Raw genomic sequence first — 23,992 nt, 5'->3', positions numbered from 1 at the left:
GTGTCACAGTCGCTTAATGGTTTGCAGGACGGTCTGCATCAAATGAGCCCGCATCCGGCGTTGATCCTCAAGTGCCATTGGTAGACTTTCCTTTTGCAACAACGATTGAATCAAAATCGCTTCTCGCCGTGTCAACAGCTGCTCGTTTACTAAACGAATCAGATAATCTTCTGCAGCTTGTTCGGTTAAATCGTTTCCAACCCATTGGCTGACTTCATCTAACAGATCATGACTATCTAAAATGACAATCTTTTGAATGCGGATATACCCACCGCCACCACGTTTACTTTCAACAAAATAACCCTTTTCAACCGTAAAACGGGTGTTGATGACATAATTGATTTGTGAGGGTACACAATCAAAACGTTCTGCAATTTCCTGGCGTTTGATTTCAATTTTTTTCTCATCATGTAAAATCTGCTTTAAATAGGCTTCGATGATATCTGTGATGTTTTGCATGGGCACCACCTCTCTGACCATCTTTGACTATTGTTTGATTTAATAGTAATCATCTTAAAAGTGAAATGCAACCATTTAGGCTTTTCATTTGGCATACACAAAAAGACCGACCTGCAAAATGCAGATCGGTCCTTCACTTGCCTGGCAACGTCCTATCCTCACAGGGGGAAGCCCCCAACTACTTTCGGCGTTCAAGTGCTTAACTTCCGTGTTCGGCATGGGAACGGGTGTGACCACTTGGCTATCGTCACCAGACGACGGGCTCGCGCCCTCAAAACTGAAGTCATCAACAATCATCTGCTAGAACAAGGCCTCGACCGATTAGTATCACTCAGCTCCGCATGTCGCCATGCTTCCACCCGTGACCTATCTACCTCATCGTCTCTGAGGGGTCTTTCTTGATTACTCAAAGGGAAATCTCATCTTGGAGGGGGCTTCATGCTTAGATGCTTTCAGCATTTATCCCGTCCGCACGTAGCTACCCAGCGATGCTCCTGGCGGAACAACTGGTACACCAGCGGTGCGTCCATCCCGGTCCTCTCGTACTAAGGACAGCTCTCCTCAAATTTCCTGCGCCCACGACGGATAGGGACCGAACTGTCTCACGACGTTCTGAACCCAGCTCGCGTACCGCTTTAATGGGCGAACAGCCCAACCCTTGGGACCTACTCCAGCCCCAGGATGCGATGAGCCGACATCGAGGTGCCAAACCTCCCCGTCGATGTGGACTCTTGGGGGAGATCAGCCTGTTATCCCCAGGGTAGCTTTTATCCGTTGAGCGATGGCCCTTCCATGCGGAACCACCGGATCACTAAGCCCGACTTTCGTCCCTGCTCGACTTGTAGGTCTCGCAGTCAAGCTCCCTTCTGCCTTTGCGCTCTACGAATGATTTCCAACCATTCTGAGGGAACCTTTGGGCGCCTCCGTTACTGTTTAGGAGGCGACCGCCCCAGTCAAACTACCCGCCTGACACGGTCCTCCAGCCGGATGACGGCTGCGAGTTAGAGACTCTATGCATGAAGGGCGGTATCCCAAGGGTGACTCCTCCGAAGCTGGCGCTCCGGTCTCGACGTCTCCCGCCTATCCTGTACATCATGCACAAAGCCTCAATATCAGGCTGTAGTAAAGCTCCATGGGGTCTTTCCGTCCTGTCGCGGGTAACCTGCATCTTCACAGGTACTATGATTTCACCGGGTCTCTCGTTGAGACAGTGCCCAAATCGTTACGCCTTTCGTGCGGGTCGGAACTTACCCGACAAGGAATTTCGCTACCTTAGGACCGTTATAGTTACGGCCGCCGTTTACTGGGGCTTCGGTTCAAAGCTTCGCTTGCGCTAACCCATCCCCTTAACCTTCCAGCACCGGGCAGGCGTCAGCCCCTATACGTCATCTTGCGATTTAGCAGAGACCTGTGTTTTTGCTAAACAGTCGTTTGGGCCTATTCACTGCGGCTCTACTCATGTAGAGCGTCCCTTCTCCCGAAGTTACGGGACCATTTTGCCGAGTTCCTTAACGAGAGTTATCCCGCGCGTCTTAGAATTCTCATCCCGCCTACCTGTGTCGGTTTACGGTACTGGCACCTTCCACCTCACTAGAGGCTTTTCTTGGCAGTGTGAAATCGTGACCTTCGTCCCTACGGGACTCCGCATCGTTCCTCGACTTTGGTGCCTGACGGATTTGCCAATCAGACGGTCTCGAAACTTACACATGCACTTCCATCCGCATGCGTCACTATCCTCCTGCGTCCCCCCATTGTTCAAACGGTGGATCGGTGGTACAGGAATATCAACCTGTTATCCATCGCCTACGCCTTTCGGCCTCGGCTTAGGTCCAGACTAACCCTGAGCGGACGAGCCTTCCTCAGGAAACCTTGGGCTTTCGACGGAGGGGATTCTCACCCCTCTTTTCGCTACTCACACCGGCATTCTCACTTCCAAACGCTCCACTGCTCCTTACGGTACAGCTTCACAGCGGTTTGGAACGCTCCCCTACCATTCCTTACGGAATCCGCAGCTTCGGTGGTATGTTTAGCCCCGTTACATTTTCGGCGCGGCGCCACTCGACTAGTGAGCTATTACGCACTCTTTGAATGGTGGCTGCTTCTAAGCCAACATCCTAGCTGTCTAGGCAGCGCCACATCCTTTTCCACTTAACATACACTTTGGGACCTTAGCTGGCGGTCTGGGCTGTTTCCCTCTTGACTACGGATCTTATCACTCGCAGTCTGACTCCCGAGTATAAGTTGCCGGCATTCGGAGTTTAACTGAATTCGGTAACCCTGTGGGGGCCCCTAGTCCAATCAGTGCTCTACCTCCGGAACTCTCAACCTCGAGGCTAGCCCTAAAGCTATTTCGGGGAGAACCAGCTATCTCCAGGTTCGATTGGCATTTCACCGCTACCCACACCTCATCCCCGCACTTTTCAACGTGCGTGGGTTCGGACCTCCAGTCAGTGTTACCTGACCTTCATCCTGGACATGGGTAGATCACCTGGTTTCGGGTCTACGACAACGCACTATGGCGCCCTATTCAGACTCGCTTTCGCTACGGCTCCGCCTCATCAGCTTAACCTCGCGCGCTATCGTAACTCGCCGGTTCATTCTACAAAAGGCACGCCATCACCCATTAACGGGCTCTGACTACTTGTAGGCATACGGTTTCAGGATCTATTTCACTCCCCTTCCGGGGTGCTTTTCACCTTTCCCTCACGGTACTGGTTCACTATCGGTCACTAGGGAGTATTTAGCCTTGGGAGATGGTCCTCCCGGATTCCGACGGGGTTTCACGTGTCCCGCCGTACTCAGGATCCACTCTGGAGGGAAAACAGTTTCAGCTACAGGGCTGTCACCTTCTTCGGCCGGCCTTTCCAGGTCGTTCGCCTACTGTCTTCCTTTTTGACTCCGTATAGAGTGTCCTACAACCCCGGAGAGCATGCTCTCCGGTTTGGGCTGTTCCCGTTTCGCTCGCCGCTACTCAGGGAATCGCATTTGCTTTCTCTTCCTCCGGGTACTTAGATGTTTCAGTTCCCCGGGTCTGCCTCACGCTACACTATGTATTCATGTAACATGTCCCATCCCATTACGGATGGTGGGTTCCCCCATTCGGAAATCCTCGGATCAAAGCATACTTACTGCTCCCCGAAGCATATCGCTGTTCGTCGCGTCCTTCATCGGCTCCTAGTGCCAAGGCATCCACCGTACGCCCTTCATACCTTGATCTAGCATTTTGGTATTCTAAGAACACACGTCTAATGACATGGTTATAAAAATTTGATGTCTTGTTGATGTCTTCAGTTTTCAAGGTGCGAGTGTCTCTTGCGAGACGGAGAGACGAGCTCTCAAAACTGAACGATGGGCATGTCCCGTAAGGGACGTTTTCCTTAGAAAGGAGGTGATCCAGCCGCACCTTCCGATACGGCTACCTTGTTACGACTTCACCCCAATCATCTACCCCACCTTCGACGGCTGGCTCCTTGCGGTTACCTCACCGGCTTCGGGTGTTGCAAACTCTCGTGGTGTGACGGGCGGTGTGTACAAGACCCGGGAACGTATTCACCGCAGTATGCTGACCTGCGATTACTAGCGATTCCGACTTCATGCAGGCGAGTTGCAGCCTGCAATCCGAACTGGGAACGGCTTTCTGGGATTGGCTCCACCTCGCGGTCTCGCTGCCCTTTGTACCGTCCATTGTAGCACGTGTGTAGCCCAACTCATAAGGGGCATGATGATTTGACGTCATCCCCACCTTCCTCCGGTTTGTCACCGGCAGTCTCCCTAGAGTGCCCAACTAAATGCTGGCAACTAAGGATAGGGGTTGCGCTCGTTGCGGGACTTAACCCAACATCTCACGACACGAGCTGACGACAACCATGCACCACCTGTCACCCTTGTCCCCGAAGGGAAAACTTGATCTCTCAAGCGGTCAAGGGGATGTCAAGAGTTGGTAAGGTTCTTCGCGTTGCTTCGAATTAAACCACATGCTCCACCGCTTGTGCGGGTCCCCGTCAATTCCTTTGAGTTTCAGCCTTGCGGCCGTACTCCCCAGGCGGAGTGCTTAATGCGTTAGCTTCAGCACTGAGGGGCGGAAACCCCCCAACACCTAGCACTCATCGTTTACGGCGTGGACTACCAGGGTATCTAATCCTGTTTGCTCCCCACGCTTTCGCGCCTCAGCGTCAGTTACAGACCAAAGAGTCGCCTTCGCCACTGGTGTTCCTCCACATCTCTACGCATTTCACCGCTACACATGGAATTCCACTCTTCTCTTCTGTACTCAAGCCTTCCAGTTTCCAATGACCCTCCCCGGTTGAGCCGGGGGCTTTCACATCAGACTTAAAAGGCCGCCTGCGCGCGCTTTACGCCCAATAATTCCGGACAACGCTTGCCACCTACGTATTACCGCGGCTGCTGGCACGTAGTTAGCCGTGGCTTTCTCGCAAGGTACCGTCAAGGTACGAGCATTACCTCTCGTACTTGTTCTTCCCTTACAACAGAGTTTTACGATCCGAAAACCTTCATCACTCACGCGGCGTTGCTCCATCAGACTTTCGTCCATTGTGGAAGATTCCCTACTGCTGCCTCCCGTAGGAGTCTGGGCCGTGTCTCAGTCCCAGTGTGGCCGATCACCCTCTCAGGTCGGCTATGCATCGTCGCCTTGGTGGGCCATTACCCCACCAACTAGCTAATGCACCGCAAGGCCATCCCAAGGTGACGCCGGAGCGCCTTTCATCATCAGACCATGCGGTCTGAAGAACTATTCGGTATTAGCTCCGATTTCTCGGAGTTATCCCAATCCTTGGGGCAGGTTCCTTACGTGTTACTCACCCGTCCGCCGCTCATTCCCTTCACTTCCCTCCGAAGAGTTCCGTGAGCTTCCTGCGCTCGACTTGCATGTATTAGGCACGCCGCCAGCGTTCGTCCTGAGCCAGGATCAAACTCTCCATAAAGTGTTTGACTTGCTCGTTGTGTGACCGAAGTCACGTTGACGAAGCTTGCGCTTCATTCATTGTTTGTATCCGAAGATACGTTTTTTGCCTCATCGTTCAGTTTTCAAAGTTCGTCATAAAAATGGTGGAGCCTAGCGGGATCGAACCGCTGACCTCCTGCGTGCAAGGCAGGCGCTCTCCCAGCTGAGCTAAGGCCCCATTAAGGGATTAAATTGAAGATGGTCGGGAAGACAGGATTCGAACCTGCGACCCCTTGGTCCCAAACCAAGTGCTCTACCAAGCTGAGCTACTTCCCGAAAAGTGCACCCTGAGAGATTCGAACTCCCGACCCCTTGATTCGTAGTCAAGTACTCTATCCAGCTGAGCTAAGGGTGCGGGGTAATTAATCAAACAGTGAAATTTAAATGGTACCGAGGGCCGGAATCGAACCGGCACGGGGAAACCCCCGCAGGATTTTAAGTCCTGTGCGTCTACCAGTTCCGCCACCCCGGCAGGGTGTTAAAAGGTAGCATCTACACTTTTTCAAGGTCGATGATGATATTTAAGGTGAAAATGGTGCCGGCAACAGGAGTCGAACCCGCGACCTACTGATTACAAGTCAGTTGCTCTACCAGCTGAGCTACACCGGCAAGTGTAATAAAAAATGGTGGAGGATGACGGGATCGAACCGCCGACCCTCTGCTTGTAAGGCAGATGCTCTCCCAGCTGAGCTAATCCTCCATATGTATCGCCTGGCAGCGTCCTATCCTCACAGGGGGAAGCCCCCAACTACTTTCGGCGTTCAAGTGCTTAACTTCCGTGTTCGGCATGGGAACGGGTGTGACCACTTGGCTATCGCCACCAGACATCTATGATCTTAACATTATGTTTCCATAACGTCAAGCACTTTTTTGAAAGGCTCGTGCCCTCAAAACTGAAGTCATCAACAAATCATCTGCTAGAACAAGGCCTCGACCGATTAGTATCACTCAGCTCCGCATGTCGCCATGCTTCCACCCGTGACCTATCTACCTCATCGTCTCTGAGGGGTCTTTCTTGATTACTCAAAGGGAAATCTCATCTTGGAGGGGGCTTCATGCTTAGATGCTTTCAGCATTTATCCCGTCCGCACGTAGCTACCCAGCGATGCTCCTGGCGGAACAACTGGTACACCAGCGGTGCGTCCATCCCGGTCCTCTCGTACTAAGGACAGCTCTCCTCAAATTTCCTGCGCCCACGACGGATAGGGACCGAACTGTCTCACGACGTTCTGAACCCAGCTCGCGTACCGCTTTAATGGGCGAACAGCCCAACCCTTGGGACCTACTCCAGCCCCAGGATGCGATGAGCCGACATCGAGGTGCCAAACCTCCCCGTCGATGTGGACTCTTGGGGGAGATCAGCCTGTTATCCCCAGGGTAGCTTTTATCCGTTGAGCGATGGCCCTTCCATGCGGAACCACCGGATCACTAAGCCCGACTTTCGTCCCTGCTCGACTTGTAGGTCTCGCAGTCAAGCTCCCTTCTGCCTTTGCGCTCTACGAATGATTTCCAACCATTCTGAGGGAACCTTTGGGCGCCTCCGTTACTGTTTAGGAGGCGACCGCCCCAGTCAAACTACCCGCCTGACACGGTCCTCCAGCCGGATGACGGCTGCGAGTTAGAGACTCTATGCATGAAGGGCGGTATCCCAAGGGTGACTCCTCCGAAGCTGGCGCTCCGGTCTCGACGTCTCCCGCCTATCCTGTACATCATGCACAAAGCCTCAATATCAGGCTGTAGTAAAGCTCCATGGGGTCTTTCCGTCCTGTCGCGGGTAACCTGCATCTTCACAGGTACTATGATTTCACCGGGTCTCTCGTTGAGACAGTGCCCAAATCGTTACGCCTTTCGTGCGGGTCGGAACTTACCCGACAAGGAATTTCGCTACCTTAGGACCGTTATAGTTACGGCCGCCGTTTACTGGGGCTTCGGTTCAAAGCTTCGCTTGCGCTAACCCATCCCCTTAACCTTCCAGCACCGGGCAGGCGTCAGCCCCTATACGTCATCTTGCGATTTAGCAGAGACCTGTGTTTTTGCTAAACAGTCGTTTGGGCCTATTCACTGCGGCTCTACTCATGTAGAGCGTCCCTTCTCCCGAAGTTACGGGACCATTTTGCCGAGTTCCTTAACGAGAGTTATCCCGCGCGTCTTAGAATTCTCATCCCGCCTACCTGTGTCGGTTTACGGTACTGGCACCTTCCACCTCACTAGAGGCTTTTCTTGGCAGTGTGAAATCGTGACCTTCGTCCCTACGGGACTCCGCATCGTTCCTCGACTTTGGTGCCTGACGGATTTGCCAATCAGACGGTCTCGAAACTTACACATGCACTTCCATCCGCATGCGTCACTATCCTCCTGCGTCCCCCCATTGTTCAAACGGTGGATCGGTGGTACAGGAATATCAACCTGTTATCCATCGCCTACGCCTTTCGGCCTCGGCTTAGGTCCAGACTAACCCTGAGCGGACGAGCCTTCCTCAGGAAACCTTGGGCTTTCGACGGAGGGGATTCTCACCCCTCTTTTCGCTACTCACACCGGCATTCTCACTTCCAAACGCTCCACTGCTCCTTACGGTACAGCTTCACAGCGGTTTGGAACGCTCCCCTACCATTCCTTACGGAATCCGCAGCTTCGGTGGTATGTTTAGCCCCATTACATTTTCGGCGCGGCGCCACTCGACTAGTGAGCTATTACGCACTCTTTGAATGGTGGCTGCTTCTAAGCCAACATCCTAGCTGTCTAGGCAGCGCCACATCCTTTTCCACTTAACATACACTTTGGGACCTTAGCTGGCGGTCTGGGCTGTTTCCCTCTTGACTACGGATCTTATCACTCGCAGTCTGACTCCCGAGTATAAGTTGCCGGCATTCGGAGTTTAACTGAATTCGGTAACCCTGTGGGGGCCCCTAGTCCAATCAGTGCTCTACCTCCGGAACTCTCAACCTCGAGGCTAGCCCTAAAGCTATTTCGGGGAGAACCAGCTATCTCCAGGTTCGATTGGCATTTCACCGCTACCCACACCTCATCCCCGCACTTTTCAACGTGCGTGGGTTCGGACCTCCAGTCAGTGTTACCTGACCTTCATCCTGGACATGGGTAGATCACCTGGTTTCGGGTCTACGACAACGCACTATGGCGCCCTATTCAGACTCGCTTTCGCTACGGCTCCGCCTCATCAGCTTAACCTCGCGCGCTATCGTAACTCGCCGGTTCATTCTACAAAAGGCACGCCATCACCCATTAACGGGCTCTGACTACTTGTAGGCATACGGTTTCAGGATCTATTTCACTCCCCTTCCGGGGTGCTTTTCACCTTTCCCTCACGGTACTGGTTCACTATCGGTCACTAGGGAGTATTTAGCCTTGGGAGATGGTCCTCCCGGATTCCGACGGGGTTTCACGTGTCCCGCCGTACTCAGGATCCACTCTGGAGGGAAAACAGTTTCAGCTACAGGGCTGTCACCTTCTTCGGCCGGCCTTTCCAGGTCGTTCGCCTACTGTCTTCCTTTTTGACTCCGTATAGAGTGTCCTACAACCCCGGAGAGCATGCTCTCCGGTTTGGGCTGTTCCCGTTTCGCTCGCCGCTACTCAGGGAATCGCATTTGCTTTCTCTTCCTCCGGGTACTTAGATGTTTCAGTTCCCCGGGTCTGCCTCACGCTACACTATGTATTCATGTAACATGTCCCATCCCATTACGGATGGTGGGTTCCCCCATTCGGAAATCCTCGGATCAAAGCATACTTACTGCTCCCCGAAGCATATCGCTGTTCGTCGCGTCCTTCATCGGCTCCTAGTGCCAAGGCATCCACCGTACGCCCTTCATACCTTGATCTAGCATTTTGGTATTCTAAGAACACACGTCTAATGACATGGTTATAAAAATTTGATGTCTTGTTGATGTCTTCAGTTTTCAAGGTGCGAGTGTCTCTTGCGAGACGGAGAGACGAGCTCTCAAAACTGAACGATGGGCATGTCCCGTAAGGGACGTTTTCCTTAGAAAGGAGGTGATCCAGCCGCACCTTCCGATACGGCTACCTTGTTACGACTTCACCCCAATCATCTACCCCACCTTCGACGGCTGGCTCCTTGCGGTTACCTCACCGGCTTCGGGTGTTGCAAACTCTCGTGGTGTGACGGGCGGTGTGTACAAGACCCGGGAACGTATTCACCGCAGTATGCTGACCTGCGATTACTAGCGATTCCGACTTCATGCAGGCGAGTTGCAGCCTGCAATCCGAACTGGGAACGGCTTTCTGGGATTGGCTCCACCTCGCGGTCTCGCTGCCCTTTGTACCGTCCATTGTAGCACGTGTGTAGCCCAACTCATAAGGGGCATGATGATTTGACGTCATCCCCACCTTCCTCCGGTTTGTCACCGGCAGTCTCCCTAGAGTGCCCAACTAAATGCTGGCAACTAAGGATAGGGGTTGCGCTCGTTGCGGGACTTAACCCAACATCTCACGACACGAGCTGACGACAACCATGCACCACCTGTCACCCTTGTCCCCGAAGGGAAAACTTGATCTCTCAAGCGGTCAAGGGGATGTCAAGAGTTGGTAAGGTTCTTCGCGTTGCTTCGAATTAAACCACATGCTCCACCGCTTGTGCGGGTCCCCGTCAATTCCTTTGAGTTTCAGCCTTGCGGCCGTACTCCCCAGGCGGAGTGCTTAATGCGTTAGCTTCAGCACTGAGGGGCGGAAACCCCCCAACACCTAGCACTCATCGTTTACGGCGTGGACTACCAGGGTATCTAATCCTGTTTGCTCCCCACGCTTTCGCGCCTCAGCGTCAGTTACAGACCAAAGAGTCGCCTTCGCCACTGGTGTTCCTCCACATCTCTACGCATTTCACCGCTACACATGGAATTCCACTCTTCTCTTCTGTACTCAAGCCTTCCAGTTTCCAATGACCCTCCCCGGTTGAGCCGGGGGCTTTCACATCAGACTTAAAAGGCCGCCTGCGCGCGCTTTACGCCCAATAATTCCGGACAACGCTTGCCACCTACGTATTACCGCGGCTGCTGGCACGTAGTTAGCCGTGGCTTTCTCGCAAGGTACCGTCAAGGTACGAGCATTACCTCTCGTACTTGTTCTTCCCTTACAACAGAGTTTTACGATCCGAAAACCTTCATCACTCACGCGGCGTTGCTCCATCAGACTTTCGTCCATTGTGGAAGATTCCCTACTGCTGCCTCCCGTAGGAGTCTGGGCCGTGTCTCAGTCCCAGTGTGGCCGATCACCCTCTCAGGTCGGCTATGCATCGTCGCCTTGGTGGGCCATTACCCCACCAACTAGCTAATGCACCGCAAGGCCATCCCAAGGTGACGCCGGAGCGCCTTTCATCATCAGACCATGCGGTCTGAAGAACTATTCGGTATTAGCTCCGATTTCTCGGAGTTATCCCAATCCTTGGGGCAGGTTCCTTACGTGTTACTCACCCGTCCGCCGCTCATTCCCTTCACTTCCCTCCGAAGAGTTCCGTGAGCTTCCTGCGCTCGACTTGCATGTATTAGGCACGCCGCCAGCGTTCGTCCTGAGCCAGGATCAAACTCTCCATAAAGTGTTTGACTTGCTCGTTGTGTGACCGAAGTCACGTTGACGAAGCTTGCGCTTCATTCATTGTTTGTATCCGAAGATACGTTTTTTGCCTCATCGTTCAGTTTTCAAAGTTCGTCGTGTCGTTTTCAGCGACTTTATTATCTTACCAAGTCATCGACACGATTGTCAATAACTTTTCTGATATTTTTTTCGGTGTGTCACAACCATTTGCGGCACAAGAAGTAATATACCATGGGGTTTTTATTTGTACAAGTGTTTTATTAGAAAAACATTCAAAAAATTATTATTCCCGTTTCGACATCAGAATATGCTTACTTTTACTTTGAAATGTTCCGTATTAACAAATAAGAAAACCCCCCACTTTCTTCTATAAAGAAGCGGAGAGTCCGATTTTGGTTAGTTTTGTTGGTGACGCATTGTCGGGAAGAGCAAGACATCACGAATCGAAGGAGCGTTTGTCAACAACATGACGAGTCGATCGATCCCGATACCAAGTCCTCCTGTTGGTGGCATACCGTACTCAAGGGCTTCAATGAAGTCATTATCCATTTCATGCGCTTCGTCGTTCCCGGCTTCTTTTTCAACAAGCTGTGCTTCAAAACGTTCACGTTGATCGATTGGATCATTCAATTCCGTAAAGGCATTGGCATGTTCCCGACGAACGATGAACAATTCGAAACGATCCGTGAAACGAGGGTCTTCCGGATTTTTCTTCGCAAGTGGTGAAATTTCAACCGGATGACCGTAGACGAATGTCGGCTGAACCAATGATTCTTCAATTTTCTGTTCGAAGAATTCATTAAGGATGTGTCCTGTCGTCATATGGGCTTGGACTTCCACACCATGCTCGTGTGCGAGTTCATGGGCACGCTCTTTTGAAATCTCTTCAAAGAAATCAACACCTGTGGCTTCTTTGACAAGATCCGCCATATGGGCACGTTTCCATCCGACAGACAAGTCGATTACATCTTCACCGTAAGTCACTTGTGTTGTTCCAAGGACTTCCTGTGCCACATGGGCAATCAGGTTTTCCGTCAAATTCATGATGTCGTTGTAATCCGCGTAGGCTTCATATAACTCAATCATCGTAAACTCAGGGTTATGGCGTGTCGAGATTCCTTCATTCCGGAAGACGCGACCGATTTCATAGACTTTTTCAAGTCCGCCGACAATCAAACGCTTGAGATGCAACTCAATCGCAATCCGCATGTATAGTGTCATATCAAGTGCATTGTGATGCGTAATGAACGGACGAGCTGACGCACCACCCGCAATCGTATGCAACATCGGTGTTTCAACTTCCAAGTATCCGAGGCTGTCGAGATACTGACGAATCCCGCGAATGACTTTACTGCGTGCGATGAACGTCTCACGCGATTCTGTATTCGTGATTAAATCGAGGTAACGCTGACGATAACGCTGTTCAACATCTTTTAGTCCGTGATATTTATCCGGAAGCGGACGTAGTGCTTTTGTCAGTAACGTAAACGACGTGACGTGAACCGATAGTTCGCCGACATTCGTTTTGAACACGTATCCGCTGATTCCAACGATGTCACCTAAATCACATGTTTTATAGATTTCGTACGCTTCTTCGCCAACATCGTCCTTACGTACATACAATTGGATTTGACCGTTTACGTCCTGGACGTTCGTAAAACCGACTTTCCCTTTACGGCGTGTCGTCATGACGCGACCCGCGATCGAGACGTCCGGCTTCAGTTCTGCCAATTCTTCTTTTTCGTGTTCGCCGTAAGCGGCACGAATACTTGTCGTATCTGTCGTACGTTCAAAACGGGCACCAAACGGATCGAGTCCTTGTTCACGCATGGCGTTCATCTTACCGAGACGCACCTGCATTTGATCGTTCATTTCCATGTCCTGACTCACTGTCTTCACTCCTTTTATAATGGTTCACGATGGTTTTTACTTCTTCGATGAAAAAGCTGCCGGTATGACCGACAGCTCTTAGCAAAACCGATTCGCTCATCTTCAATGGCATTAGCGTACCATAAAACGGGTTAGCCCGACTATACTTTACCTGTTACACATGTACTGCATTCGTTTCCAATGTTTCGACATACGCATGCAGCAACTTTTGCAGTCCGGCATGGGTCTCTGTATCGAATAATGCTTTACGAACATGCCCGTTGCCGCTTAACCCTTTTAAGTACCAGGCGACATGGGTTCTCATTTCCCGCACCGCAAGCGCCTCTCCTTTAAGTGCGACAAGACGCGCGGCATGCAACAGACAAATATCAATCTTCTCACGTGGTGTCGGCTCCGCCGGTAACGTTCCGGATTCAAGATACTGGATCGTCTGATACAGCATCCACGGATTCCCGAGTGCAGCCCGACCGATCATGACACCGTCTACTCCGATCTCATCAATCATCCGTTGGGCGTCTTGCGGCGTCTGGACATCTCCGTTACCGATAATCGGAATGTTGACTGCCCGCTTCGCTTCACCGATGATATTCCAGTCGGCGACACCTTCATATTTTTGTGAACGGGTCCGGCCATGGATCGCGACCGCTTTCGCCCCTCCGGCTTCCGCAGCCCGGACATTGTCGACACAATAAATATGATGGCTGTCCCATCCCGTCCGCATCTTAACCGTGACAGGTTTATCAACCGCTTGGGAGACGGCATGAACCATCTCGTAGACTTTATCCGGATCAAGCAGCCACTTGGCACCAGCGTCACACTTCGTCACTTTTGGTACAGGACATCCCATGTTGATGTCAATGATGTCCGCATTCGTATTGGCATCGACATACTGAGCCGCTTGGACCAACGTTTCCTTCGATCCGCCGTAAATCTGTAAACTGAGCGGTTTTTCCCGATCGTCCACGTATAACATCTGCATCGTCCGTTCATTTTCATAAAGGATTCCTTTATCACTGACCATTTCTGCACAGACGAGGCCTGCCCCGAATTCTTTTGCGATCAAACGAAACGCAGGATTACAGACACCTGCCATCGGTGCTAAAATGACACGGTTATTCAATTCGACTTCTCCAATTTTAAATCCTGTCATTCTTTTTTTCCCTTCTTCCTTCAATCGATCCCGACTCAATCCGTCTGACATCTGTTCGTTCTGTTTCCGGTAAATCCTGATAGAGTTCAGCAACCGTCCGATTTAAACCGGGAACAATATAAGAGGATACGAGTTCGTCCAGCGGAGCCAATACGAATGCCCGATCCTGCATACGTGGATGCGGTACTGTCAGTCCATCCATATGAATCATCTCACTGTTATATAAAAGGATATCGAGATCTAGTGTCCGCGGCCCATTTTTAAACAGACGTTTTCTTCCTTCCTGCTGTTCAATCTGTTGGAGAACGTCCAACAGTTGTTCCGCCGGCAAATCTGTCTCCAGTTCAATCACCATATTATAAAACAGATCTTGATCAGTATAGCCGACAGGAGCCGTCTCATAAACGGATGAAGGACGGATTGCCCGTGTCGTCGGAAGATGACGCAGAGCGTCAATCGCAGCTGCCAAATGTCCCGCTTTATCACCGATATTCGATCCCAGTGCGACGTAGGCACGATTCATGCATAATCGCCCCGCTTCCGGTGGATTTCAACGGCAACATGTTCATAATGTCCCGCAATCGGCGGATCCGGTTTAATGACCTTGATCGTCGTCTCAAGAATTCGGGAATCGAGTAACAGCACCTGCTCTGCAATCCGGTCTGCGAGCGCTTCGACGAGTTGCAACGGCTTCCCCTCGACGACCTGCTTCGTGACTTCGTACAACTCCGCATAATTGACACTTTCGCGTAAATCATCCGTCTTACCGGCAATTGATAAATCAAGACCAATCGTCAGGTCGACGTTAAAGCGTTGACCCAACTTCGTTTCTTCTGCAAACACACCATGGTATCCGTAAAAACGCATACCGGTCACCTGTATCCGATCCATCATCATTCTCCTCCCGGTAATTCCGCAGCCAACATCGTATCCATCATAACGGCTGCCCGTTTGACCGCCTGCACATCATGCACCCGCATCCATTCACATCCTTGTTGAATACCGTAGCAGACTGTCGCAATCGTCCCTTCGACACGCTGATCCGCTGGCAAGCCAAGCGTCAGACCAATCATTGACTTCCGGGATGTCCCAAGCAGGACCGGATAACCAAAGTCCGTAGTAATCGACAGATGACGCATTAAAAATAGGTTTTCTTGATGCGTCTTCATGAAGCCGATCCCGGGATCCAACCAGATGTGGTTTTCTGACACTCCGGCTTGTTTCGCCAATCGAATCGAATCTTCCAAATCGGCCCGTACTTCAGCCAGCATATCCGGTCCATGAGGTTCTAAGCGGTTGTGCATTAAAATAATCGGGACGTCATGCCGGGCTGCCACCTCGACCATCGAGCCGTCCCCCCACTTCGATCCCCAGACGTCGTTGATGATGTCTGCCCCGGCACGAACAGCGGCTTCGGCGACTTCCGGTTTATACGTATCAATCGACACCAATATATCCAGTTCACGTTTCAAGCGTCGAATAACCGGGACAACACGGTCGATTTCGTCTTCAGCCGAGACAAATGAAGCGCCCGGTCTCGTCGATTCACCGCCGACATCAATCGCGTCCGCTCCATCCGCGACGAGTTGTTTCGCATGCCGGACTGCTTGTTCGATATCCACATAGTTTCCACCATCAGAAAAGGAATCCGGTGTCACGTTGAGAATCCCCATGATTTTAGTCATCCTTTTTCCCTCCTTGACCACTTCGACTGGACGGCATCATCAAACAATCTCCGGACTGCTTGATATCCGTGTCCTTCGAGACCCGGGAATGTTCGACCATCCAAGGAAGAGACCGCGACCGATTCTTGAACCGAGTTCGTATAAAGAATTTCATCCGCTTCCGTCAATTGCGGCAACAATGCCAGTCGTTCCTCGACAGGCAACTCTTCCATCAGGAATTGACGGGTGATACCATTGAGGGCACCTGTCTCAAGTGGTGGCGTATACCATCTTTCTCCGTAACGCCAAAAGATATTGGACGTGATGCCTTCACAGATGAAACCGTCTTTTGTCAAAAAGAGGCCTTCCGCCTCTTGATTAAACAACTGACGTTTGGCGACCAGATTGTTCATGTAGTGATGTGATTTCAACCGATAACTTGTTTCCGGTGTACTCCGGGGCAAACGAACGGTTTCAAGCGCCCGTTCCGCCATCTGTCTGGAACCGATCGATTTCGCATACAACAGAACGGTCGGCTGCTCATACGGTTCAATCGAAAGACCGATTTCACGGGCACCGGCAGAGACGTTTAAGCGGAAGTACAGATCTCCCGTTCCATGCACACGACACAACGCTTCAACAGCCGCCAATAGTTCATCACGTCCGTAAGGTAATTTGATACCGATTGCCGCGCAACTCATCTGGAGACGCTCGATGTGATCATCAAAGAGAAACGGGTGACCCGCGTACGTCCGAAATGTCTCGAAGACCCCCATCCCGTACAAATACCCATGATCGAGCGGCGAGATGCGTACGTCTTCTTCTTGTTTTATCTGTCCATCATGCCAAAGATACATAGTGTGTCAACTCCAAAAAGTTTTTTAACATCTGTTTCCCGTCACGTGTCAAAATCGCTTCCGGATGGAACTGGACGCCGACGATCGGCAACTCCTTATGACGAAGGGCCATGATTTCTCCGTCTGCTTCTGCCGTCATCGTCAAGGCGTCCGGGAAACTTTCGCGTTCGACGACAAGCGAATGATAGCGCGTCACCGGTGTCTCCTGTTCAATTCCGGCAAACATGCCGGAACCGTCATGGGTAAGCAAAGACACTTTCCCGTGCATCAATGTCTTTGCCCGGACCACCTTTCCACCAAACACTTGACCGATTGCCTGATGCCCAAGGCAGACACCGAGGATCGGCAGACGACCGGCAAAGTAACGGATGGCTTCCAAACTGATTCCGGCTTCGTTCGGAGTGCATGGTCCTGGGGAAATAACCAAATGATCCGGAGCGAGTGCTTCAATTTCTTCAATCGTAATTGCGTCATTTCGAAAAACACGGATCTCTTGTCCAAGCTCTCCAAAGTACTGTACTAAGTTATACGTAAATGAATCATAATTATCGATCAGTACAATCATGTCGTTCCCTCCGCTAATTCTTTGGCGACCCAAAGCGCCTTCGCCTTACTGAGTGATTCTTCATATTCGCTTTCCGAGTCGGAATCTGTCACGATTCCGGCTCCCGCCTGAATATACGCCATCCCGTCTTTTGCGACAAGCGTCCGAATCAAGATGTTGAAAATCGCATCATCCGCCCAGCTGATAAAACCGAGTGAGCCGGTATAAATTCCCCGGCGGACCGGTTCAAGCTCTTCAATGATTTCCATCGTCCGGATTTTAGGCGCTCCCGTGATCGTTCCCCCTGGAAACATCGCAGCAAGGACACTGCTTCCGGTTTCGCCTTCCGCAATCTCTCCCCGAACGTTTGAGACGATATGCTGGACGTGGGAATATTTTTCGATGACCATCAATTCATCAACATGAACGGAACCGTACTCGCTGACGCGCCCTAAATCATTCCGCTCGAGATCGACGAGCATCACGTGTTCCGCCCGTTCCTTCTCGTTGTCGAGTAACGTTTTGGCTAGTGCAAAATCTTCTACCTCGTCTTTCCCGCGCGGCCGTGTTCCGGCAATCGGGCGGGTCGCGAGCGATGAACCGATCTTTTCGACCAATAATTCCGGAGACGCTGAAACGAGTACCAACTCTTCGTCCGCAAAGTAACCCATGTAGGGCGACGGATTGACCATTCGTAACACATCATAGATATGCGCCGCTGTCGTCCGCAATGGTTCCTGCTGACGGACAGCAAGGTTCACCTGAAAGACATCGCCCGCTTCGATGTAACGTTTGATCCGGTCTGCCGCCTCTATAAAAGCGGACCGTTCAAACGAACGTCCACGGTCTAGCTGATTTTCGTACGGTGCCGCGAACACCGGGACCGGACACGGCTGACGCCATGACACGACTTCCGTTGCCAAAGCAAGTGTTGCTTCCGCTTCCGTATCCCGTGTGACGGCTACAAATAACCGTTCCGCCTGATGATCGAAAACGGCGACCTCATCATACCAGTAAAGCGAGAGATCGGCTGTTGTCAAATCATCCTCCGCCTGTTCCTGCAACCGTTCGAGATAGCGGACGGCATCGTAACTGACATATCCGGCCAATCCTCCGAAAAACGGCGGCATTCCTGCCGGACGAGCCGATGCGTAACGAGCGCGTATTTCTTCCAACAGTATAAACGGCGCCTCTGTTCGTTGCTTTTGCTCCCCGGCTTCTTGAATCGTTGTCACTCCGTTTTTCGTACGGATATGTCCGACAGGTCGGACTCCCGCCATCGTATAAGATCCGATACGGCCACTTTCGAGCCAGACATGTCCTGTCTGTCCTGCCGTCAATTCCACATACCGGTTATAAAATTGTTCCTTTGTCCATGTAAATGATTCGTATACTGTCTGTCGCACGAGCGTTCCCCCACTTCCGAACTATTCTGCTCTCATTATACGCAAAAAATCGGACAGGCGGAGGACTCAAACATAAGTCGCTTGCCCCGCCCAAATAAAAAGAGGTCCATTCCTTTACATCGGAATGAACCTCTCGGTTAAAAAAATTACAGTTTTGAACTGTCCGCCTCTTCTTCCACTTGATACAGTGGTGTGCTGAGGTAACGTTCTCCGTTCGACGGGATGATGGCAAGAACCGTTTTCCCTTTGCCTAGACGCTTCGCTGTTTTTAAGGCAGCCGCAATCGCAGCACCGGAAGAAATACCACCCAGAACGCCGTTCGACTTCGCTGCACGACGGGCATGATCAAACGCTTCTTCCGTCGTCACCTGCTCGACACTGTCATAAATCTGCGTATCTAGAATCGACGGAACGAATCCGGCTCCGATTCCCTGCAATTTATGGGGACCCGGTTTTCCGCCTGAAAGAACAGGAGAATCCGTCGGTTCGACAGCAATGATTTCGATACCCGGGAATGCCTGCCGTAAAACTTTCCCGGCTCCTGTGATCGTACCGCCCGTTCCGATTCCGGCGATGAAAGCATCGAGCGTCAATCCTTCGAACGCTTCAACGATTTCCGGTCCGGTCGTCTTCTCGTGAACAACAGGATTCGATTCATTGTTGAATTGTTGCGGCATGAAATAACCATGCTCTTCCGCCTCTGCCGTTGCCCGAGCAATCGCACCCTTCATTCCTTCTGGACCAGGTGTTAAAATCAACTCCGCACCGTACGCACGAAGAAGAGTTCGACGTTCCATGCTCATCGTTTCCGGCATGACGAGAATCGAACGGTATCCTTTAGCAGCAGCGACCATTGCCAGTCCGATTCCCGTGTTGCCACTTGTCGGTTCAATGATCGTATCGCCTGCTTTTAAGTGACCCGCTGACTCTGCTGATTCGATCATCGCTAGAGCGATCCGGTCTTTGACGCTTGACCCCGGATTCATATATTCCAATTTCAGGTACACGTCCGCATCTTCCAGTCCTGTTAAATGATTTAATTTAACAATCGGCGTGCGGCCGACTAAATCTAATACTGAATTCGCAATGCGCATGACCATTCCTCCTCATAATGAAAAGCTTTAATTCCAAGTAATCCGATAGATCAATTATCCACGGACTGGATGAAAATTGTCAATCAAAGCGCTTTACTGTCGGCTTCGATCCGTTTTCCGACTGTTTTTCGACTGCTTCCTGAATCAGACGGTCGAGGGTTTCTTTTTCATGCCCCTTACGCATCTCTTGATACAGGTCGGCACGCGTAATCTCTTCATCTCCGACCGACGCGACGACATCCTCAAGCGGTCCGCCGATACTGTCCTGGACAATCTTCGGTGAATCGACTTTCGGCAATTCACCCATGAATGCATACGCACCCGTCATAAAATTCGTCAGCAACAAAATGAAAATCAACATCCACAAGTACTTAGAGTTTACAGTTCCCATTTTCAGACCCTCTTATGCTCTTTCGAGTGATTTTTCGCGAAGTGATTGTAATTCTTCGACATCGTATTGATAATGTTCCGAACAGAAGTGGCAAACGGCTTCCGCGCCACCATCTTCGTCAATCATCGCTTGAATCTCATCAGGTCCTAGTGCAACGATTGCAGTTGCTAACTTTTCACGTTCGCACGTACAGTTGAACGCAACCGGAATCGTATCCAGCACTTCAAACGTTTCACCCAGTACAAGACTCAACATCTCTTCCGGTGTTTTTTCTTCACCGACAAGAATCGAGATCGGTTTTAACGCCGCAACACGTTGTTCAAGTGCCGCAATCGTTTCTTCCGATGCACCCGGCATCAATTGAACAATCAAGCCGCCCGCTGCGATGACCGACTCATCTTCCGGATAAACAAGAACACCTGCTCCAACGACAGACGGACTTTGCTCCGACACGGCGAAGTAATACGTAAAGTCCTCACTGATTTCACCTGTCTGAATCGGAGACTGACCACCGACGAAATCACGTAGACCTAAATCTTTGATGACGGAAATATTTCCGCGGCCGACCGCATCGCCAACCTTTAATTTTGTCAAACCATCACTGTTGACGTACGTATCCATCTCGATACGCGGGTGGCTGACATATCCCCGCACTTGTCCTTTTGCATCGGCATCGACGATGATTTTTCCGATTGGACCATCACCTTCGACTTTTAATGTGACACGGGTATCGCCTTTTTGCATCGTTCCCATCATGGCACCGATCGTCAATGTCCGACCGAGTGCTGCCGTGACGACCGGTGTCGTCTGATGACGGAGTTGTGCTTCGTACACCGTTTTTGTTGAACGGATTGCAAAGGCACGGACTTCTCCGTTAAACCCTAATGCTCTTACCAAATAATCATCTTTTAATTGTGCTAATAATTTTTCACGTTTCATTCGTTTTCCCTCACTTATTTCGTTCGTAGATAATCCGCAACCCGTCAAGCGTCAAAAATGGATCGACGATTTTAATCGTTGCAGATTCCTCACTGATTAGTCGGGCGAGTCCACCTGTCGCAATGACAGTTGCCTCTCCCATTTCTTCTTTCATCCGATGGACGAGTCCATCGACTTGCGCGACGTAGCCGAAATACGTTCCGGACTGCATCGCATGTACGGTATTGCGGCCAATCGTTGACTGCGGTTTGGCAATTTCAATCCGCGGTAATTTAGCCGCCTTATTATAAAGTGCTTCTGTCGACACCATGACACCCGGTGAAATGATTCCCCCGTAATAGCGTTTTTTTGCATCGATATAACAATAGGTCGTTGCCGTTCCAAAATCAACGATGATCAAAGGACCATCATATTTGACCGTCGCTGCGACGGCATTGACGATCCGGTCGGCTCCCACTTCTCTTGGATTGTCGACTTTCAGGTCAAGTCCTGTCTTGATTCCAGGCCCGATTACGAATGGGCGCCGGTTGAAATAACGGACGCACATGTTTTCAAGCGGAAACACGACAGGGGGTACGACAGATGATAACACGATTCCCTCAATATCTTCCACGTTTAACTCTGCATCTCGAAACAGGGCTTTCACCAACATCCCATATTCATCGGTCGTCCGCGTCCGGTCCGTCGCAATCCGCCAATGCTCAACAAGTGTTTGTTCGTCATATACTCCAAGTACGATATTCGTATTTCCCACATCAATTACTAAAATCATCTGCTTCCCCACTTTTCTCTGACGATAACTGATTCTATACGTTGTGATTATACCACGCAGTTTAGGCATCACCTATCGAAGTGCGCACTGCGGCTTGGTACTTCCACAAAAAAAGGTCAGCACCCCCGGTTGGGAATGCTGACCTCTCGCTCGAACGAATCATCCGTCTTATTCCTATCGTCACCCCGGTCGATTAGACCGGGAAGATAGAAAATCAGATTTGATCATCCCGACGTGGTTGATCTGGTTTTTCCGTATCGACATTTTGTCCTTCGTCGATGACAGAGCCGCGTTGCGTTGGAGATTCTGTCGGTTGATCGATGACAGGTGTCGTCGATTCCGGCGTTTTCTCGTCTGCTTTCGGTTCTGTAATGGCCGCAGGCTCATGTTTTTTATATTCGCCTGTCTCTAAGAGATGGTGAATTTGTTTTTGATCCAGTGTTTCGACTTCAAGTAACGTCGTCGCAATCAAATCAAGCTGATCGCGTTTCTCCGTCAAGATCGTCTTCGCCTTTTGGTAACAACGGTTGATGATCGCTTGAATTTCCATGTCGATTTCATGGGCAATCGCATCTGAATAGTTCTGTTCGTTTTGGAAGTCACGTCCTAAGAAGACATTTCCACCTTGACCGGAACCAAACTGAAGCGGTCCGAGTTTTTCACTCATCCCAAACTCCATGACCATCTTACGGGCAAGTCCTGTCGCACGTTGGAAGTCATTGCTTGCGCCAGTGGAAGCTTCACCAAAGACGACATCTTCCGCGACACGACCACCAAGTAATCCGGTGATCTTGTCTTCAAGTTCCGGTTTCGTCATGAAGTAACGATCCTCTTTTGGAAGCATGATGACGTAACCGCCTGCATTACCACGAGGAACGATCGTTACCTTATGCACTTCATCCGCATCATCGAGTGTAACACCGATGATGGTATGACCCGCTTCGTGCCATGCCACAATTTTTTTCTCTTTCGGTGAAATGATCCGACTCTTCTTCGCAGGACCTGCGATGACGCGGTCGATCGCTTCTTCCAAATCAACGATTGAAATCTTATCACGGTCTGTACGAGCTGCGATAAGCGCCGCTTCGTTCAACAGGTTTTCAAGATCTGCACCTGAGAAACCTGGTGTACGTTGCGCGATGGCTTTCAAATCAACTGTCGTATCGAGTGGCTTGTTGCGTGCGTGTACTTTAAGAACTGCTTCACGTCCGACGACATCTGGACGCTCAACCGTGATTTGACGGTCAAAACGACCTGGACGGAGTAAAGCGGGGTCCAAAATGTCCGCACGGTTAGTAGCTGCGATCATGATGATGCCTTCGTTTTCACTGAATCCATCCATCTCAACAAGAAGTTGGTTCAATGTTTGTTCGCGCTCATCATGTCCGCCGCCAAGACCGGCACCACGTTGGCGACCAACGGCATCGATTTCATCGATGAAGATGATACATGGTGCATTTTTCTTCGCGTTTTCAAACAAGTCACGGACACGTGATGCCCCGACCCCGACAAACATCTCAACGAAGTCAGAACCTGAAATCGAGAAGAACGGGACGCCGGCTTCGCCAGCTGCTGCACGGGCAAGCAATGTTTTACCTGTACCTGGAGGACCTACAAGGAGGACACCTTTAGGAATACGGGCACCTAGACGGGCAAACTTGCGTGGATCTTTCAAGAATTCAACAACCTCAACGAGTTCTTGTTTCTCCTCATCCGCTCCTGCCACGTCGTCAAACGTAATCTTTTTCTTTTCTGTATCATACAGGCGCGCCTTCGATTTACCGAAGTTCATGACACGGCCACCGCCGCCGCCACCTTGTGCTTGATTAATCAGGAAGAAGAATAGGATGAAGATGATGATGAATGGCACGATTGTCGTCAACAGCGCAATCCAACCACCGTTTGTTTCTGCTGCTTTGAAGGCCATCTTGACGTTTTGGCTACGCAATTGCGTATACAAATCCGTCAGTTCTGTATCAACAGCCGGTACGACCGTTTCATATGTCGTATCTTTTTCACGTAATTCACCTGTGACATTGTACGTCTGTCCCTCATACTGGAACGTCGCCGTCTTCACATCACCTTTTTCAACAGACTCGACAAACTGTGTGTAATTGATTTCTTTGCTTTTGTTCACTGGACTCTGCAAGTATTGCAGAAACAAGATCAAAGCTAGAAAAATGACCCCAAACACAAGGGTATTCTTCACTGCTCGGTTCATCGTAGGCCTCCTCTCCGCATCAACTGATTGATTTTCTTCAATCGATACGAATCCTAACGCGGCAAAGCGCGCTTTGTAATTGG

The 23,992-nt window shown here is 50.8% G+C and carries 14 protein-coding genes, 6 tRNA genes and 6 rRNA genes; all 26 read right to left on the bottom strand.

The annotated features are described in order from the left end of the window. Window positions 1-3: 3 nt before the first annotated feature. On the bottom strand, window positions 4-459 hold the full coding sequence (locus ACP26N_RS00520; RefSeq protein WP_114597352.1) for a CtsR family transcriptional regulator: 456 nt from the start codon (window positions 457-459) through the stop codon (window positions 4-6). 139 nt (window positions 460-598) lie between these two features. Then, window positions 599-714 (bottom strand): 5S ribosomal RNA (gene rrf, locus ACP26N_RS00515). 46 nt (window positions 715-760) lie between these two features. After that, window positions 761-3,675 (bottom strand): 23S ribosomal RNA (locus ACP26N_RS00510). 165 nt (window positions 3,676-3,840) lie between these two features. Further along, window positions 3,841-5,402, bottom strand: a 16S ribosomal RNA gene (locus ACP26N_RS00505). A 122-nt stretch (window positions 5,403-5,524) separates the two neighbouring features. Continuing rightward, window positions 5,525-5,600: transfer RNA gene (locus ACP26N_RS00500), tRNA-Ala, on the bottom strand. 21 nt (window positions 5,601-5,621) lie between these two features. After that, window positions 5,622-5,698: transfer RNA gene (locus ACP26N_RS00495), tRNA-Pro, on the bottom strand. A gap of 5 nt (window positions 5,699-5,703) precedes the next feature. Continuing rightward, a tRNA-Arg gene (locus ACP26N_RS00490) sits at window positions 5,704-5,777 on the bottom strand. Between the two features lie 30 nt (window positions 5,778-5,807). Continuing rightward, window positions 5,808-5,894, bottom strand: a tRNA-Leu gene (locus ACP26N_RS00485). A gap of 61 nt (window positions 5,895-5,955) precedes the next feature. Beyond that, window positions 5,956-6,031: transfer RNA gene (locus ACP26N_RS00480), tRNA-Thr, on the bottom strand. A gap of 15 nt (window positions 6,032-6,046) precedes the next feature. After that, window positions 6,047-6,122: transfer RNA gene (locus ACP26N_RS00475), tRNA-Val, on the bottom strand. A 9-nt stretch (window positions 6,123-6,131) separates the two neighbouring features. Then, a 5S ribosomal RNA gene (gene rrf, locus ACP26N_RS00470) occupies window positions 6,132-6,247 on the bottom strand. A gap of 93 nt (window positions 6,248-6,340) precedes the next feature. Then, window positions 6,341-9,255 (bottom strand): 23S ribosomal RNA (locus ACP26N_RS00465). Window positions 9,256-9,420: 165 nt separating this feature from the next. Beyond that, window positions 9,421-10,982: ribosomal RNA gene (locus ACP26N_RS00460) — 16S ribosomal RNA — on the bottom strand. The 16S, 23S and 5S rRNA genes sit together here with 6 tRNA genes alongside, the layout of an rRNA operon. 395 nt (window positions 10,983-11,377) lie before the next feature. Continuing rightward, window positions 11,378-12,859: a lysine--tRNA ligase gene (gene lysS / locus ACP26N_RS00455; RefSeq protein ID WP_147269823.1), complete on the bottom strand. Its 1,482-nt coding sequence runs from the start codon at window positions 12,857-12,859 to the stop codon at window positions 11,378-11,380. Window positions 12,860-13,025: 166 nt separating this feature from the next. After that, window positions 13,026-14,021: a tRNA dihydrouridine synthase DusB gene (dusB, locus tag ACP26N_RS00450; protein WP_426354424.1), complete on the bottom strand. Its 996-nt coding sequence runs from the start codon at window positions 14,019-14,021 to the stop codon at window positions 13,026-13,028. Beyond that, window positions 14,008-14,544 (bottom strand): 2-amino-4-hydroxy-6-hydroxymethyldihydropteridine diphosphokinase, encoded by a 537-nt coding sequence (folK, locus tag ACP26N_RS00445; protein ID WP_426354423.1) that lies wholly within the window; start codon window positions 14,542-14,544, stop codon window positions 14,008-14,010. Before folK ends, dusB begins: the two co-directional genes overlap by 14 nt. Continuing rightward, window positions 14,541-14,912: a dihydroneopterin aldolase gene (gene folB / locus ACP26N_RS00440; protein ID WP_131973702.1), complete on the bottom strand. Its 372-nt coding sequence runs from the start codon at window positions 14,910-14,912 to the stop codon at window positions 14,541-14,543. The genes folK and folB overlap by 4 nt, the downstream gene beginning before the upstream one ends. Window positions 14,913-14,914: 2 nt before the next feature. Next, on the bottom strand, window positions 14,915-15,706 hold the full coding sequence (folP, locus tag ACP26N_RS00435) for a dihydropteroate synthase (protein ID WP_131504478.1): 792 nt from the start codon (window positions 15,704-15,706) through the stop codon (window positions 14,915-14,917). Beyond that, window positions 15,703-16,542 carry an aminotransferase class IV gene (locus ACP26N_RS00430; protein ID WP_426354421.1) on the bottom strand — a complete coding sequence of 280 codons (840 nt, stop codon included), beginning with the start codon at window positions 16,540-16,542 and terminating at the stop codon, window positions 15,703-15,705. The genes folP and ACP26N_RS00430 overlap by 4 nt, the downstream gene beginning before the upstream one ends. Beyond that, on the bottom strand, window positions 16,526-17,107 hold the full coding sequence (locus tag ACP26N_RS00425) for an anthranilate synthase component II (RefSeq protein WP_131504480.1): 582 nt from the start codon (window positions 17,105-17,107) through the stop codon (window positions 16,526-16,528). The genes ACP26N_RS00430 and ACP26N_RS00425 overlap by 17 nt, the downstream gene beginning before the upstream one ends. After that, complete coding sequence (locus ACP26N_RS00420) at window positions 17,104-18,492, bottom strand: anthranilate synthase component I family protein (protein ID WP_426354419.1); 1,389 nt, start codon at window positions 18,490-18,492, stop codon at window positions 17,104-17,106. The genes ACP26N_RS00425 and ACP26N_RS00420 overlap by 4 nt, the downstream gene beginning before the upstream one ends. Before the next feature lie 146 nt (window positions 18,493-18,638). Next, on the bottom strand, window positions 18,639-19,586 hold the full coding sequence (cysK, locus tag ACP26N_RS00415; RefSeq protein ID WP_426354417.1) for a cysteine synthase A: 948 nt from the start codon (window positions 19,584-19,586) through the stop codon (window positions 18,639-18,641). 79 nt (window positions 19,587-19,665) lie between these two features. Beyond that, the gene (locus ACP26N_RS00410; RefSeq protein ID WP_131504483.1) at window positions 19,666-19,977 is read right to left on the bottom strand and encodes a hypothetical protein; all 312 of its coding nucleotides are present in this window, start codon (window positions 19,975-19,977) and stop codon (window positions 19,666-19,668) included. A gap of 12 nt (window positions 19,978-19,989) precedes the next feature. After that, window positions 19,990-20,916 carry an Hsp33 family molecular chaperone HslO gene (hslO, locus tag ACP26N_RS00405; protein ID WP_426354415.1) on the bottom strand — a complete coding sequence of 309 codons (927 nt, stop codon included), beginning with the start codon at window positions 20,914-20,916 and terminating at the stop codon, window positions 19,990-19,992. A 10-nt stretch (window positions 20,917-20,926) separates the two neighbouring features. Then, on the bottom strand, window positions 20,927-21,688 hold the full coding sequence (locus tag ACP26N_RS00400) for a type III pantothenate kinase (protein WP_131504484.1): 762 nt from the start codon (window positions 21,686-21,688) through the stop codon (window positions 20,927-20,929). Between the two features lie 214 nt (window positions 21,689-21,902). Further along, a complete protein-coding gene (gene ftsH / locus ACP26N_RS00395; protein WP_426354413.1) occupies window positions 21,903-23,909 on the bottom strand; it encodes an ATP-dependent zinc metalloprotease FtsH in 2,007 nt (668 codons plus the stop codon). Window positions 23,910-23,992: the final 83 nt, after the last annotated feature.

The organism is Exiguobacterium sp. R-39, assembly GCF_049942815.1.
In the GTDB taxonomy this organism is placed as follows: domain Bacteria; phylum Bacillota; class Bacilli; order Exiguobacteriales; family Exiguobacteriaceae; genus Exiguobacterium_A.
Note: the sequence above shows the minus strand (reverse complement) of the source record. Positions and strands in the feature narration are given on the sequence as shown.